The 15,801-nt window shown below is 66.6% G+C and carries 11 protein-coding genes; 3 read left to right on the top strand and 8 right to left on the bottom strand.

Annotated features, from left to right (window positions below):
• Window positions 1-54: 54 nt before the first annotated feature.
• On the bottom strand, window positions 55-4,947 hold the full coding sequence (locus tag IB236_RS05925; RefSeq protein WP_192419404.1) for an EAL domain-containing protein: 4,893 nt from the start codon (window positions 4,945-4,947) through the stop codon (window positions 55-57).
• A gap of 310 nt (window positions 4,948-5,257) precedes the next feature.
• On the opposite strand from IB236_RS05925, the gene IB236_RS05920 reads away from it, so the two are divergent.
• The gene (locus tag IB236_RS05920; protein ID WP_192419402.1) at window positions 5,258-5,713 is read left to right on the top strand and encodes a MerR family DNA-binding transcriptional regulator; all 456 of its coding nucleotides are present in this window, start codon (window positions 5,258-5,260) and stop codon (window positions 5,711-5,713) included.
• A 105-nt stretch (window positions 5,714-5,818) separates the two neighbouring features.
• Window positions 5,819-6,250, top strand: a complete 432-nt coding sequence (locus IB236_RS05915) for a PaaI family thioesterase (RefSeq protein WP_192419780.1) — start codon at window positions 5,819-5,821, stop codon at window positions 6,248-6,250.
• Window positions 6,251-6,303: 53 nt separating this feature from the next.
• Here IB236_RS05915 and IB236_RS05910 read toward each other — a convergent pair whose 3' ends face one another.
• The 4 genes from IB236_RS05910 to leuA all read right to left on the bottom strand — a co-directional run bounded on the left by IB236_RS05910 (window position 6,304) and on the right by leuA (window position 10,409).
• Window positions 6,304-7,404, bottom strand: coding sequence for a 3-deoxy-7-phosphoheptulonate synthase (locus tag IB236_RS05910; RefSeq protein ID WP_192419400.1), 1,101 nt, complete (start codon window positions 7,402-7,404; stop codon window positions 6,304-6,306).
• Between the two features lie 160 nt (window positions 7,405-7,564).
• Complete coding sequence (locus IB236_RS05905) at window positions 7,565-8,071, bottom strand: C40 family peptidase (RefSeq protein ID WP_192419398.1); 507 nt, start codon at window positions 8,069-8,071, stop codon at window positions 7,565-7,567.
• Window positions 8,072-8,193: 122 nt separating this feature from the next.
• The gene (locus IB236_RS05900; protein ID WP_192419396.1) at window positions 8,194-8,697 is read right to left on the bottom strand and encodes a GNAT family N-acetyltransferase; all 504 of its coding nucleotides are present in this window, start codon (window positions 8,695-8,697) and stop codon (window positions 8,194-8,196) included.
• Window positions 8,698-8,708: 11 nt separating this feature from the next.
• Window positions 8,709-10,409 (bottom strand): 2-isopropylmalate synthase, encoded by a 1,701-nt coding sequence (leuA, locus tag IB236_RS05895; RefSeq protein WP_192419394.1) that lies wholly within the window; start codon window positions 10,407-10,409, stop codon window positions 8,709-8,711.
• 440 nt (window positions 10,410-10,849) lie between these two features.
• On the opposite strand from leuA, the gene IB236_RS05890 reads away from it, so the two are divergent.
• Window positions 10,850-11,215 (top strand): YciI family protein, encoded by a 366-nt coding sequence (locus IB236_RS05890; protein WP_056056900.1) that lies wholly within the window; start codon window positions 10,850-10,852, stop codon window positions 11,213-11,215.
• A gap of 1 nt (window position 11,216) precedes the next feature.
• On the opposite strand, the gene IB236_RS05885 is transcribed toward IB236_RS05890, so the two are convergent.
• Genes IB236_RS05885 through IB236_RS05875 form a run of 3 tightly spaced genes read right to left on the bottom strand, consistent with a single transcriptional unit; the run spans window position 11,217 to window position 15,631 of the window.
• Window positions 11,217-13,130 (bottom strand): EAL domain-containing protein, encoded by a 1,914-nt coding sequence (locus IB236_RS05885; protein WP_192419392.1) that lies wholly within the window; start codon window positions 13,128-13,130, stop codon window positions 11,217-11,219.
• Entirely contained in the window at window positions 13,127-13,675 is a 549-nt protein-coding gene (locus IB236_RS05880) for a YfiR family protein (RefSeq protein WP_056742536.1), read from the bottom strand. The genes IB236_RS05885 and IB236_RS05880 overlap by 4 nt, the downstream gene beginning before the upstream one ends.
• A 3-nt stretch (window positions 13,676-13,678) precedes the next feature.
• On the bottom strand, window positions 13,679-15,631 hold the full coding sequence (locus IB236_RS05875) for a TonB-dependent siderophore receptor (RefSeq protein WP_225580983.1): 1,953 nt from the start codon (window positions 15,629-15,631) through the stop codon (window positions 13,679-13,681).
• Between the last annotated feature and the right edge of the window lie 170 nt (window positions 15,632-15,801).

Genomic DNA, 15,801 nt, shown 5'->3' with positions numbered 1-15,801 from the left:
GGTTAAGGGGGCGTTGGATGTGGACAAGAGCCAGGAACACCTGGCGGGCGCCGCTTATGCCTGCGAGGTGCGCAGGAAGCTGTCCAGAACGTCCACCGACAGCGCCTTGCTGAACAGGTAGCCCTGGTAGAGCTGGCAGCCCGCGCGGGCCAGCAGCGCGCATTGCTCGGGGGTTTCCACGCCTTCGGCGATCACTTCCAGCCCCAGGCTGCGCGACAAGCCGATGATGGTGTCCACGATCGCAGCGTCGTTGGGGTCAGTCAGCAGGTCGCGCACAAAGCTCTGGTCGATCTTGAGCTGATCGAGTGGCATGCGCTTCAAGTAGCTCAGGCTGGAGTAGCCCGTGCCAAAGTCGTCCAGCGAGAAGCCCACCCCGTACGACCGCAGCGCGGTCATGGTGGCGATGGTGGTCTCCATGTCTTCCACCAGCAGGCTTTCGGTCAGCTCCAGCTTGAGCTGGGCCGAGGGCGCGCCGGTGATGGCGAGTACGCGGGCCACGTCGTCCACAAAACTGGCATGGCGGAACTGGCGCGAACTCACGTTGACGGCCATGGTCAGGTGCGACAGGGCCGGGTCGCTCTGCCAGCTGGCCAGCAGCTTGCATGCGGTGTGTAACACCCAGCGGCCCAGCGGCAGGATGAGGCCCGTCTCTTCAGCGAGCGGGATGAACTGCGCGGGCGACACCATGCCGCGCTGCGGGTGGGCCCAGCGCACCAGCGCCTCCACCCCCACACAGCGGCCCGACTGGTGGATTTGCGGCTGAAAGTGCAGCAGGAACTCTTCCTGCATCAGCGCGGAGCGCAGGTCGGTTTCCAGCCCCGCGCGCGCCGTGACCACAGCCTGCATGTCGGGGTCAAAAAAGCGCAAGGTGTTGCGGCCAGCCGTCTTGGCCTGGTACATGGCCAGGTCGGCCTGCTTGAGCAGCTCGCCCACTGTGGTGTGCTCGCCGGTGAACGGTGCAATGCCGATGCTGGGCGTGCTGCGGTACTGGTAGCCCTGCAGCGCATAGGGCACGGCCAGCATGGCCAGGATCTTTTCACCCACGCCCCGGGCGTGCAGCGCGAGCTCGTGCGGCTTGGGGCTGAGTTCTTCCAGCATGACCACAAATTCGTCACCCCCCAGCCGGGCCACCGTGTCCACGCTGCGCACACAGGTGTTCAGGCGCTGCGCCACCTGTTGCAGCAGCAGGTCGCCCTGGTCGTGGCCCAGGGTGTCGTTCAGGGTCTTGAAGTTGTCGAGGTCGATGAACAGCAGCGCCCCGCCCTGCTGGCGCCGCTGCGCGGTGGCCAGGGCCTGGTGCATGCGGTCCATGAGCAGCATGCGATTGGGCAGGCCGGTGAGCGCATCGTAGAACGCCAGGCGCTGGATCTCGCGCTCGCTGGCCTTGCGCTGGCGGATATCGGTGTTGATGGCCAGGATGGACTGTGGCTGGCCGTCATCGCCACGCACCAGCGTCCAGCGGCCTTCCACCTCGATGGTGCTGCCATCACGGTGGCACTGCACGATCTCGCCGGTCCACTCGCCCTGCTCCAGCACTGTCTGCGTGGCGTGCCGGAAGTGCGTGGGGTCTTCGTAGAGCAGCGTCTCGATGGACTGCCCCAGCGCCTGCAGCTGCGACCAGCCGTACAGGCGCTCTGCGCTCTTGTTCCAGAAGATGATGCGGTGGTCCAGGTCCCGCACCAGGATGGCGTCCTGGGCCTTGTCCAGCAGCGAGGCCTGGTGGCGGATGCGGATATCGGCCAGCTGCCGCTCGATCTCGGCCGACGCACGCGAGGCAAAGATCTGCAGCGTGGAGGTGATGAAGTCCGTGTCGGCAATCGCGTGGCGGAACAGCACAAAGACGATGCCCACCACCTCGCCGTCGGCATTGCACAGCTGCTGGCCCACATAGGCCTGGGCACCCACCGCGCGCAGCACGGGGGCTTCGGGGTACAGCTGTTGCACCTTGTCGGTCACCACATGGGTACGCTGCGACATCAGCAACAGGCTGGGCGTGCCGGTCAGGCTGTATTCGTCGTTGGGTAGCATCTGGCCGTCAAGCACAGCCGCCAGCGTGACCACCCGGGGCGCCTGGTCTTGCGAATGCGGCAGCAGCCGCACCACGCAGCCGCCCTGGGCATCCAGCGCATCGGCCATGTTGCGCACCAGCTGCACAAAAAATTCGGTGCCGGTGCTGGCCGACACGGCCGCCGCCACCTTGAGCACCGAAGCCTGCAGCCGCTGCTGCGCCTTGTGCGCGCGCAGGCTGGTGATGCCGATGGCCAGGTCGTTGGACAGCTCCTGCAGCAGCGCGGCTTCTTCGGGGCTGATCTGCAACACGTCGGGTGCGTACAGGTACAACAGGCCAAAACTGCGGTCCTGTGCGTGGTCGCGCGCATGCTCGCGCAGCGGCAGGCATATCACCCCGTGAAAGCCATGCTCCAGCATGCGCTCGGTCCAGTCGGCAAAGTCGCCTTCGGTGCGGATGTCCTGCACGATCACCGGCTGGCCGGTGCGCACCGCAATGCCCGCCGGGCCCCGGCCATAGGGGTCGTCGGCCGACCAGCTCAGTTGCAGGTTTTCCAGGTAGTTCTGGTTGTAGCCCGCATGGGCCACCGGGCGGATGGATTTGCGCTCGTCGTCCAGCGCAAACCCCACCCAGCCCATGCGGTAGCCACCGATGTCCACCGCAATCTGGCAGATGGCCTGCAGCAGTGTGGCCTCGGACGTGGCGCGCACCAGGGTTTCGTTGCATGCGCTCAGCAGGCGCTGGGCACGGCCCATGCGCGCCAGCTCGCGCTCGGTGCGCAGGCGTTCGGTCACGTCGGTGGCCAGCACCTGGCGGGCCGGGCGCCCGTTGAAGCTGATGCTGCCCGCCGTGATCTCCACATCCATGAAGCTGCCATCCTTCTTGATGTGGCGGCTGATGACCGGCGCGTTGCGCTGTTCCATCGGAACGGCGCGGATGTTGGCCTCGACGTTGGGGCGCCGGTCGGCCGGCCACAGGTCCAGCATCGACATGGTCAGCAGCTCGGACTCGGTGTAGCCATAGTGGCGTTCCATCGACCGGTTCACGGCCTGCAGCTGCAGGGTTTCACGGTCGTACACCCACATGGGGTGCGGGTGCTCGTCAAACAGCATGCGGTATTGCTGCTCGGACGCATGCAGCTGCCCCGCCACATGCCGCAACTGCACCATGGCACCCAGCGACTCGGTCAGGATCTCCAGGTGCGCCACATCGCGGCGCGAAAATGCATTGACCTTGTCCGATGTGACCTTGAGCGACCCGACGATGGCGTCGCCACTGCGCAGCGGCACCGCCATGACCGACCGCACGCCGTGGCGGTGGGGCATTGAAGCCATGTCCCAGCCCTCTGCCTCGGTGTCGTTGCACACCACGGTCTGGCCCTTGCTGAGTGCGGGCCAGAGCAGGCTCTGGTCCACTGCCAGCGGGTTGCCCACTGGGCGCACGTGGTCGCCGGCTGACGCCTGCGCCACCAGCTGGCGGCCTTGCAGCAGCTCCACCATGGCGCCGCGCGCTTCGGTCTGGCGCAGCACGGTGCTGGCCACCAGCTGCAGCACCTCGGGCAGCGGCATGTCCAGCGACGAAATGCGCTGCTGCACCTGCAGCAGCTCGGCATGGTTCTGTGCGTCGCGCTGGGCGTCCAGGTCGGCCAGCTTTTGCGCGCTGATGTCGGTCATGCCGCCCACCATGCGCACGGCCTTGCCCTGCAGGTCGCGGATCAGGAAGCCCCGGTCCAGCACCCAGGCATAGCTGCCGTCCTGGCGGCGAAAGCGGTATTCGTCCGACCAGTGGTTGGCCGTGCCGTCGATGGCGGCATGGATGCCGTCGAGCACTTCTTCGCTGTCATCGGGGTGCAGTCGCAAGGTCCACGAGGTGCTGTCGGGGGGCAACTGGTCGAGTGGCACACCGAACAGGGTCTGCATGCCTTCGTTCCACCACATGGCATCGGTGTGCAGGTTCCAGTCCCACACCGCGTCGGCCGTGGCGCGCGAGACCAGGTGAAAGCGCTCTTCGCTTTCACGGCGGGCCTGCCGGGCCTGGTGCTGGGCCGAAATGTCCTGAAACGCCCCCTGAATCCGCACGATGCGGCCCTCGGCGTCGCGCACCGCCTGCCCGGTGGTGCGCACCCAGAAGTGACGACCCGCCGGTGTGACAAGTTCGGCCTCCAGGTCAAACGGTGTGCCGTGGCGGATGCAACTCTCAAACGCTGCCTGCATGGCCTGCCGGTGCGGGGGCAGGTACAGCTCCATGATCTGTTCCACCGAGCCCATGCGTCCCGCAATGCCGAAGGCGGCGGCGATCTCCTGCGACCAGTTCAGCTGCAGGCTGGGCAGCTCCACGATCCAGCCGCCAATGCGGGCCATCTGCCCGGCCACGCGCAGAGTCTCGCTCTGGGCCAGCAGTTCGGCATGCATCTTGTCGCGCTGCTGCACCAGGTCGGCCAGCACCTGCTTTTGGCGGCGCAGCTCCAGCTGCACCATGGCCTGCTCGGCCAGTATGCGCAGGCCCTCCAGCTGCTCGGCCTCGATGTGCCGGGGAATGGAGTCCAGCACCGCCAGCGTGCCCAGCGCCTGCCCCTCTGGGGTGACCAGCGGCACACAGGCGTAAAAGCGCACATGGGGGTCCTGCGTGACCAGCGGGTTGTGGGCAAAAACCGGGTGCTTGTGGGTGTCGTTGACTACCATGGGCTCGCGGCTGCCGCTCAGTGCATGCGCGCAGAACGCAATCGCGCGTTCGGTCTCCTTGAAAGGTACACCCACTGCGGCCTTGAACCATTGCCGGTCGCTGTCCACGAAGTTGACCACCGCCATGGGGCACTGGCATACACGCGCAGCCAGCGTGGCCAGCTGGTCAAAGCTGTCTTCCGTCGGGGTGTCGAGGATCGCGTAAGACTGCAGTGCCTGGAGCCGGGCGGCTTCTGCGGTGGCTTGCGCTGGTGGCATGGTCAATCCACCGTGGCACCGCTGCGCGCGCACCCATCCAGCCTGGTCAGTGCGACCAGGCCATCAGGAGTGGGGCGGAGCAACTTCGGCAAGGCAATCGGGCAATAGGTGGGTGCGTGCAATGCTGCCGCAACGCGCGCATGGGACCACAGCGCCACAGGCACTGTGGCAAAGAGGGTCAATGCTACACCGCACAGACCTTGCTTGCGACGTGCGCCTATGGGGGTTTGTCCCAAAAAACACAGTGTTTTGACCTCGGGCAGTCACCCAGGCAACCTTCGCGCAGCACGAGGCTTGCTAACGTGGCCCCATGCAGATTTCCGAACTCGCGCAACAGGCCTCGGTGTCCGTCCACGCGCTGCGCCACTACGAGCGGCTGGGGCTCATCCACCCCGACCGCCGGGCCAACGGCTACCGCGACTATCCGGCCCGCATGCGGCGCGAGGTGGTGTTCATCGCCATGTCCCGCCAGCTGGGCTTCAGCCTGCCGCAGATTGCCCTTCGCCTGGATGAATACCGCGCCGGCACCCTCGGCATTGACGACATGGTGCAGGCCTTGCAGGCGCGTGTGGACGCGATCAACCAGCAGATCGCTGCACTGCAGTCCCAAAAATCCACCGTGCAGGCGCACCAGGCCTGGTTGCGTGGCCGGTTGCTCAAGAAGCAGCGATCAAAAACCCAGGGTCGGCAAACACGCTCGGGCGCAGCCACTGCATCTACCAAGCCCTGGCCGCGTGTGCGTGCCCCGTCGGCCCGCAAACCCTAGACCCCTCGCAGCACCCAAACACCCCATCCCCAGGAGACCCCCACCATGACAGCCCCACTCACACCCGCGCCCCGCGATGCTTTGTCCAGCGCACCCCGCAGCACCATGGAAACCCTGCAGGCCGTGGTGCTGGCCATGCCGATGGCCCGCACGCTGGGGCTGCGCTTTGTCCATGCCGAGCCCGGCCGGGTTGAGGTGGAGATACCGGTGAGCGAGGCCTTCAGCTTTCGCCCAGGCCAGTTGCAGGCCACGGCGGTGTTTGCGGTGGCCGACTTTGCGGCGGTGGCGGCAGCAGGCAGCGTGTTGCCACCTGGCTGGACCAATGCCACGGTGGACACCACCTTGAAAATTGTGGCCCCTGCCCAGGGCGAGTGCCTGCGGGCGCGGGGCCGCGTGGTGGATGCCGGGCGCCTGCTCACCGTCTGTGCCGCCGACGTGTGGGCAGTGGATGCCGCCGGGCAGGAGCGGCTGTGCGCTACGCTGCTGGCCACGGCACGCAACATCGACATGGGGGCCGCGAGGCCGCCCCAGGGCTGATAGCGCAGCCTCACGCCGGGCGTGCCAGCCGAGTACAAGGTGTGTCGGGTGTGTCAGGCCTTCTGGCGCCGCGCCCGCACTGCTGCTGCCAGCCCTTCAAGGACCGGCACGGTTTGCGCCATGCTGATGCAGGCATCCGTCACCGACACGCCATGCGCCAACGGCTGGCCGGGCACGATGTCCTGGCGGCCTTCCTGCAGGTGGCTCTCGATCATCAGGCCGGTGATGCGTGCGTCGCCCGCGGCAATCTGCTGTGCCACTTCTGCCGCCACGGTGATTTGGCGCTGGTGCTGCTTGCTGCTGTTGGCGTGGCTCACGTCAATCATCACCTGCTCGCGCAGGCCGGCGGCCTTGAGCACGGTGCAGGCCGCATCCACATCCGCGGCGCTGTAGTTGGGCTGCTTGCCGCCGCGCAGGATCACGTGGCAGTCCTGGTTGCCGCGCGTTTCAAAGATCGCGGCCTGGCCCATCTTGGTCATGCCCATGAAGGCGTGCGCGGCGCTGGCCGCCAGGATGGCGTCGCTCGCCACCTTCACGCCACCATCGGTGCCGTTCTTGAAACCCACGGGGCACGACAGGCCACTGGCCAGCTGCCGGTGACTCTGGCTCTCGGTCGTGCGCGCGCCGATGGCGCCCCAGCTCACCAGGTCGCTGATGAACTGCGGTGAGAGCAGGTCCAGGAACTCGGTGCCCACGGGCAGGCCCAGTGCCAGCACGTCCAGCAGCAGCTGGCGGGCCAGCTCCAGCCCCTCGTTGATGGCAAAGCTGCCGTCCAGATGCGGATCGTTGATGTAGCCCTTCCAGCCCACGGTGGTGCGCGGCTTTTCAAAGTACACCCGCATCACGATGAGCAGGTCGTCCTGCAATGCATCGGCCTGTGCTTTCAGCTGGCGCGCATAGTCCATGGCCTGGCCATGGTCGTGGATGGAGCAAGGCCCCACCACCACGATCAGCCGGTCGTCCTGCCCATGCAGGATGCGCGAAATGGCAGCGCGGCTGGATTCGACCAGGGTCAGTGCCGCATCGGGCGTGGGCAGCCATTCCTGCAGCAGTGCCGGTGTGATCAGCGGGCGCACGGCCTTGATGCGCGTGTCATCAATGCGGGTGGTGTCGTGGGTGGAGATGGGGGTGGCGGAGCGGTGTGCGTGGGTCATGGTGGCCCCGATTGTCGCGGAGCCCGATCACAGGCCGAATCGAGGCACGTTGCTGGATACCGGCGCGGCCCCCGCGCGAGACGCAGAGCAAGGGCCGCCCCGCAGCGAGTGCGTCGTCCCCCTCAGGGGGAAGGCGCCGAAGGCGACTCAGGGGGAGCCTCTAGGGCCTGCGGAACGCCGCATTCTGCCGCGCCCAGTGGCGCGACTGCAGGTGGTCCAGCCGCACCGTGCCGCCGGTGGACGGCGCATGCACGAACCGCCCTTCGCCCACATAGATGCCCGCGTGGCTGGGCTGGCGGCCCGTGCCAAACACCACCAGGTCACCTGCACGCAGCTCGCTGCCGTCGATGGGATAGCCCCAGGTGTTGAGCTGGGTCACCGTGCGCGGCGGTGGTGTGCCCACCTGGTTGCGGTACACGTAGCCGATCAGGCCGCTGCAATCAAAGCCCGAGTCCGGGGTGTTGCCGCCGTAGCGATACGGCGTGCCCACCAGGCCCAGCGCGTGGATGGCGATGTCGTGTGCCTGCTCGGGCGTGAGCGGCGGCGCCGTGCGTGTGGAAGCCTGCGGTGGCGACGAGGGGGATGGAGGCCGCGATGTACTGCAACCGGCCAGCACCAGCAGGGCGGCGGTGCAGGCGGCAAGGCTCAGGCTGTGAAAGGCGCGCATGGGCCCGAGGTTACTGGACTTGCACGGCTCCCTGCACTTTACCCAGGCTCCCCAAGGTCTTTGCGCGCCAAGCCTTGCGCAGGCCGCTGGCAGTGCCTGAGAAAACCCCCTGTCGATCCCCGTCAGAACGGGGTATCTCCTGCGGCCTGTTTGTACGCCATGCTGGATGCATCGCTGGCGCGCCGCATCGGAATGAATGCAACCCCGCGGGTCTCCACCCTGGGACCCGTTGCCAAAAAACCCATGCGCTCATAGAAGCCCCGGGCATGGGGTGTCGCGTTGACTGTGATGCCCGGTGCAGGGCCGGCAGCGATATGGGACAGGGCGTGTTGCCACAGTTGCTGCCCGTAGCCAAGTCCCTGGAAAGCCTCGGCCACAAACAGATGGAACAGGTGGCTGTCCTCCCGCACCACCACGACGCCCGCAAAGGTGTTGTTGCGTGTCCACCCCACCCAGGTCTTGAACGATGGACTCTGCAGCCGTAGCGCCACCGCCTCCGGCTGCAGGGTCTGTAAAAACACCTCCGCACCTCGCCCGTCTTTGTCCAGTATGAAGAAGTGCGCCACCGACAACGCAAGCGCGCTGATGGCGGGCGCATCCCGGGTCGATGCGGTAAGGATTTCCATGCGGGTTTCGGTCACACGGCCAGGGACGTTGCTTCTGGATGCAACGCAGGCCGCCGCGCCATCAACCGGTTGGCCACGCTCACAATCGCTTGCACCGAGGCGGTCACGATGTTGTGGCTGGCGCCTGCCCCAAAGGTGGAACCTGCCACGCCGTCCATGGCTGCTTCCACAATGGCCATCGCCTGCGCGTTGGCGCCCGTGCCGGTGGCGCGTTCCTCGTAGTGGTCCACCCGCAGGGGCAGGCCGAGCGCGTCCACCGTCGCAGCAATCGGCCCGTTGCCCTGGCCGCGCAGGGTCTGGCGCGTGCCGTCGATGGTCACGTCCAGCTCGATGCCCTGGCCGTCTTCGTCAATGCGGTGGCTGTGGCAGGTGATGGCGGCCTGTACTGTGGCGTGTACGGGTGCCTGCAGGTAAGTGGCCTGGAACAGGCTCCACAACGCATCGCCCGTCATCTCGCTTTCGCTCGCGTCCGTCTGGCGCTGCACCACGGCGCTGAACTCCACCTGCATGCGGCGCGGCATCACCACGCCATGTTCACGTTCGAGCAAGAACGCGATGCCGCCCTTGCCCGACTGGCTGTTCACCCGGATCACGCTGTCATATGTGCGGCCGAGGTCGGCCGGGTCGATGGGCAGGTAGGGCACCTCCCACAAGGCGTTCGGGTCTTGCGCGGCAAAGCCCTTCTTGATCGCGTCCTGGTGCGAGCCCGAGAACGCGGTGAACACCAGGTCGCCCGCATACGGGTGGCGTGGATGCACGGGCAGCGAGGTGCATTCTTCGGCAATGCGCGCGACCGAGGTGATGTCCGAGAAGTCAAGGTTCGGGTGCACGCCCTGCGTGTACATGTTGAGCGCCAAGGTCACGATGTCCACGTTGCCGCAGCGCTCACCGTTGCCAAAGAGGCAGCCTTCCACACGGTCGGCACCGGCCATCATTGCAAGTTCTGCTGCCGCCACGCCCGTGCCCCGGTCATTGTGCGGGTGCACCGACAAGACGATGTGCTCGCGTGGCGACAAGTGGCGATCCATCCACTCGATCTGGTCGGCAAACACGTTGGGCGTGGCGTTTTCCACGGTGGTGGGCAGGTTGATGATGATGGAGCGGCCGGGGCCGGCGTTCCATGCGGCAACCGCCGTCTGGCAGGCCTTGAGCGACACGCTGAGCTCGGTGGCACTGAAGGTTTCTGGCGAGTACTGCAGGGTCCACTGCGTTTCGGGCTGGGCGTCGGTGAGCTGCTTGAGGTAGCCCACATGGTGCGCGATGAGCTGCATCACCTGCGTCACGTTCATGCCAAAAACGATGCGGCGCCACGCGGGCGCGGTGGCGTTGTACAAGTGGACGATGGCGCGGGGTGCGCCTTTCACGGCCTCCACGGTGCGTGCGATCAGGTCCTCGCGCGACTGGGTCATCACCATGATGGTCACGTCGTCGGGGATGAGGTTTTCGTCGATGAGGCGGCGCACAAAGTCGAAATCGATTTGCGACGCGGCCGGAAAGCCGACTTCGATCTCCTTGAAGCCGATGCGCACCAGCTCGTGAAAGAGCTTCATCTTGCGCTCGCCGTTCATGGGCTCGAACAAGGCCTGGTTGCCATCGCGCAGGTCGGTGGAGAGCCACACGGGCGCCTGGGTGATGCTGCGGTTGGGCCATTGGCGGTCGCCGAGCGCAATGGGGGCGATGGGTTGGTATTTGGTGGCGGGCTTGGCAATCATGAGGGGCTCCACGAACGGTGTGTGCGGTGTGCCAATCAGGCACGGTGCACGGGTCAATCGGAATCGAAAGAAATCAAAACGAATGACATCCCCTGCAGCCCTTTGCGTGTGCAAAGGCTGGTTCGCGGGCCGGGGTCAGGGGGAGATCAGGTGTTGCGCGAAACGGCAACGGTGGCGAACGCAGGCAGACCCCGGCCAGGCACTAGGCCTAGCGATAGGGTGGATAGGAACATGCTGCGTTGCATAGGAAGCCAAAGATAGCACAGTGATGCTGCGGTGCGCAACCATTTGCATGAAATCTGCTATGGCGCTTGTTGTATATGCCTAATTAGCTATCAAATATGTAGCAAATGAGGCTGGTAGCATGACGCCCTTGAATGTCTCCAGCTCTGCCACTTCCCATGGCGGCTGGCACGATTGGCCCCGATTCAGGAGACCCCATGCCTTACCTGTTGCTCATCATGGAACCCCACGGCCAGCGTGCTGAGCGGGGCCTGGCCGGTGGCCAGGAGGCCTATGCCCGCATGCAGCGTTTTGGTGCCGGTCTGCAGGCCCGGGGCCTGTTGCGCGCCAGCGAGTCGCTGGCCTCGACCGAGCAGGCCGTGCGGCTGCAGGTGCGCGAAGGGCAGACCCGTCTGACCGACGGGCCGTTTGCCGAGACCAAGGAAATGGTGGGCGGCTTCTTTCTGATCGACTGCGCCACGCGCGACGAGGCCGTTGCCATTGCCCGCGAATGCCCGGCCGCCGAGTGGGCCACCGTGGAGGTGCGCGAACTGGCGCCCTGCTACCACGGCGCGGTGGATTGAATCAAGCCGAAGCGCCTGCCTGCAGCGCCAGGAACTGCGGCGCGGGCATGGGGCGTGCAAACACATAGCCCTGCAGCACATCACAGCCTTGCCGCACCAGGTAGTCGGCCTGCTCCTGGGTTTCCACGCCCTCGGCGGTCACCTGCAGCCCCAGACCGTGCGCCAGCGCCACAATGGCGGTGACGATGGCACGGCTGTGCTCCTGCCCCGGCAGGTCTTTGACAAAGCTGCGGTCGATCTTCAGGCGCCGCATGGGCAACTGGCGCAGATATGCCAGTGACGAGTAGCCGGTGCCAAAGTCATCGATGGCCAGGTGAATGCCCAGCTGGCTCAACCGGTGCAGCGTGTGGGCGCCGGCCTCCATGTTTTCCATCAGCACGGTTTCGGTCAGCTCGATTTCCAGCAGGTGCGCTGGCAGGCCCTCTTCGCGCAGGATGTCCATCACGCGTTCCAGAAACTGTGGGTCACCCAGTTGCCGTGCCGAGATGTTCACGGCCACACGCAGGGGCGGGCCCCCTTTCCACTGCGCGGCGTCGCGGCAGGCGGTGCGCATCACCCAGTAGCCCAGCGGGGCAATGAGTCCGCAGTCTTCGGCCACCGACACGGCCTCGAGCGGCGACACGGAGCCCAGCTCCGCGTGCGTCCACCGCAGCAAGGCCTCGGCGCCGACCAGGGCCCGGTCGCTGGCGGCAAACAGGGGCTGGTAGTGCAGCGCCAAACCGGTGCCCTGCTCCAGCTCGGCACGCAGCGCCTGTTCAATGGCCTGGCGCCGCACCACGGCCAGGTTCATCGACGCATCAAACCGCACGCAGCGGTTCTTGCCCATCTCCTTGGCGCGGTACATGGCGGTGTCGGCGTTGCTCACCAGCGCGTCCATGTCCATCGCATCGTCGGGAAACGTGGCAATGCCTGCGCTGCAGGTCACGTTGACCTGCTGGCCGACCTCGGTGTAAGCGGCCTGGAAGACGCTGACGATGCGCTGCGCGTATTTCTCCAGCGCCGCGTCATCCATGTCCAGCCGCAGGATCAACGCAAACTCGTCGCCCCCCAGGCGCGAGATGGTGTCGGTGCTGCGCACCACGGATTGCAGGCGCCGGGCCACCTGGCGCAACAGGCCGTCCCCCGCCGCATGGCCGAAGGTGTCGTTGAGTGTCTTGAAGTTGTCCAGGTCGATGTACACCAGTGCCACCCGGTAGCCCGCACCGCGTGCGCCCTGCAGCTCGGCGGCCAGCCGCTCGTTGAACGCGTGCCGGTTGCCCGTGCCGGTGACGGCGTCGGTGTGGGCCAGCGCGTGCAAGCGGTTCTCGGCCTCGCGCACAGCAGCGCGGCTGCGCAGCACCATGGCGGTGGCCATGGCCATCACGCAAATGGCGATCAACAAGGCGGTGCCAAACCGGATGCCCAGCCGCATGTACACCGCCGCCATCGACTTGCGGATGTACAGCGTGCCCCAGGTGGTGCCAGACGCCTCGATGGGCCGGGCGATCTCGAGCATGCGCCAGCCAGCACGCTCTGCGGCGCCGTCCAGTCCCGTGGCACGCAGCGTGGTGGGAAAGTCCGGGTCGCGGTCGCGTGCGTAATGCGCAAACAGCACGCCATCCTTGTCGTACACCGTGGCGCTGATCACCATGGACGATGACCGCAGCGCGCCCAGCATTTCGTTGGCGGTGCTGGTGTCGCGGAACACCACGGCCGCAGAGATGTTGTCGGCCACGATGGCGGCTTCCACCCGGCTGTCTTGCAGCATGGACGCGCGGGTGCTCCAGTAGTCCACGCCGGTGAGCGCCAGCACCACGGTCAGCAGCGCCAGGCCTGCGGCCAGGATGCCGGTGACCACCAGGCGCGATGACAGCAGGGCATGTGTCGCCGGGCTTGCGGGCGCTGCGGTGTCGGCTTCAGCGGGGCGTGTTTTCACCGGCCTCCCCTGGCCAGCCGCAGCAGCCGTGAGCTGATGATGAGGCCGGCCTTGTTGGCGGCGTCGGGGCTGATGCCGAACACCACACGCCCTTCCTGTTGGGCCAGTGCGATGACGATTTCGGGATTCACAAAGGTGATTTCATCCGACACGGTGAGGATGCCGTGGGACGGCGGCAGGGTACGCAGCAGTCGCAGAACAGGCTCCACTTCGGCGTTGTGGATGATGAGCACGCGGCAGCCACGAATCGCCGGCAGATCCAGCAACCGCACGCGCACGGTGCGGCCCTTGGTGGCCTGTTTGCCATCGAGCGCAGTCAGGGCGCGCTTGAGCGGGCTGAAGGCAGACACGCACACCGTGACGTCATTGCCGGGCGCGCCATCGCTGTCGGGCCAGTCGATGAACTGGATGAAGTTGAAGATGTAGGCGGCCTTGAGGTCCAGGTCTGCCACGGGCTCGTTGGCACGGGCTGCACTGGTGCCCACGCCACACACCGTCCACAGGCAGATCGCCAGCAGCGTGCGCAATCGCAGGAAATAGGCCATGGCTCAGAACGCGTACGTCAGCTTGATGCGGTAGGTACGCCCGTCCTGCCGGATCGCATCTTCCCGCACCTCGAACGAAGCGGGGTCTGCGTAGCGGCGGTTGAACAGGTTGTACACCCCCAGCGATACATCCACATCCGCGATGCGCGTGGAATAGGTCAGATGGGTCAGCACATGCCCGGGCAGGCGGGCGTTGAGCACGGTGTTGCGCGGGCCGATGCCGATGGCCTCGATGGCGTAGCGGCCCGGGTTCCAGCCCCAGTTCGCAGGCGTGTGCAATACGTCGGACCACTGGAGCTTGAGCAGGTGCCGGGGCGAGTTGGTCAGCGCTCCGTCCGTTGACGGGTCCCGTGCCTTTTGCCACCCATAGGCCACGCGCAGGCGCCGCCCGCCCGCCCAGCGTTGTTCGGCCTCGGCCTCCAGGCCATGCACTTTGACGGTGCGGGTGTTGTTGAAGGTGAGCCGGTCCGAGTGGCCCAGGCTGTCCAGCGAGATCAGGTCGCTCACCCCCGACCGGAACGCCGTCAGCAGCAGGCGCGTGGCCCCGGTCGGGGCATGCTCCACGGCCAGTTCGGTGGTGCGCACACGCTCGGACCGGATGCTGGTGGTGTCCACCACGCCGCCGGGCAGGTTCACGCGGTAGTCGCGTTCATAGGCGTTGGCTGGACGGTAGGCCGTGCCGTGCAGCAGCTTGACAGCGGTGGCCGCGTCCCACCAGTACACCAGCCCCAGGCGGGGGTGCAGGGCGCCTGCGCTGCCCGACTGCTGCCCCCAGCGCAGGCCGGCGTGCAGCGTGAGGTCGGGGCGCAGTGCAAACTCATCCTGTACATAGACGCCCAGCACATTGCCGTTGCGGCGTGTGTCAAGGTACTGCGCGGGCGGGTCCAGGTCGTCATTGCGCTGAGCGATGCGGGTGTCGCGCCGGTAGTCCAGCCCCCACGACAGCTTGTGCCGCGCCAAGGCCGTGCTCACCCATTGCCATTCGGTGCCCCACCACTGGCCGGTGCCGACGTCGCGGTTCACCGTCACGGGCGGGTAGTCGTACACGTAGTCGCCCACGTACTGATAGCGCCCTGCGTGCAGGCGCGCAGTGAAGGCCAGCGTCGGCTGCCATTGCGCGGTGTATTCGGCGGCCACGCGCGTGCTGGTGTCGATGTACCGCGAGCGCGGGTCGTTGAAAACCTGCGAGAACGCTGCAGTCGGGATGCCCTTGGTGCGCTCGCCGTGGGCCAGGGTCAGCGTCAGCCCATCGCGTCGCATGCGTGCGAACAGCTGGGTGCTGCGGTCATAGTCCAGGCCGTGCGCCACGCCCTGGTGGCTGGCGGGCGCATCGAACGCGGGGTAGTACTGGTCGGCCCCGCGTGCGGTGGAGCGCGTGGCCGCGATCAGCCAGTCGCCTCCCTGCGCATCGACGGCGCCTACCGAAAACCGCAGCTTGGCGTAGCCATGGCTGCCGGCCTCGGTGCTCACCTGGGGCCCGCCCAGCTGGCGACCATCGCGGGTGATGACATTGACCACGCCAAAAAAAGCATTGGCCCCATACACCGCGGACCCGGGGCCAGGCACAAATTCCACCCGTTCCACCAGGTCCAGGTCGATGGGAAAGTCCGTGCCGATGCTCGCCTGGTCGTAGAGGTTGTCGTTGAAGCGCACGCCGTTGACCAGCAGCAGCACCCGCGTGTTGTAGTCGCCCGGCGTGGCAAAACCCCGTGTGCCCAGATAGTGGTAGCTGCGGTCGTAGGACACATACAGCCCGCGCATGCTGGCCAGCACATCGGCCAGCGTGCGGTAGCCAAACAGCTGGATGTCATCGGCGGTTACCACGCTCACGGCCGCCGGGGCCTCCAGGGCCGTCTGTGCATACCGGCTGGCCGTGGTGACCTGCATCTGCATGAGCTGCTCCAGCGGCAGGTCGGCCATGGCGGCGATGTCGGACTGCGCGTGGGCTGCCGCCATGCCAGCGCACAGCCCCAATACCACCCATGGGCGGTGTGGCCGCTGTCGATAGGTCGATCCTCGTTTCATGGCAAAGGCACTGCGTGTGGCTGGCGGTTGTCCCCCCGTGGGGACCTCGCTGGCGGGCGGGCGGGAGGATGCGGGGCGAAGTCTCAGGATCGATGAATCAG

It is taken from the genome of Acidovorax sp. ACV02 (assembly GCF_014851475.1).
GTDB classification, from domain to species: Bacteria; Pseudomonadota; Gammaproteobacteria; order Burkholderiales; family Burkholderiaceae_C; genus Acidovorax; species Acidovorax delafieldii.
Note: the sequence above shows the minus strand (reverse complement) of the source record. Positions and strands in the feature narration are given on the sequence as shown.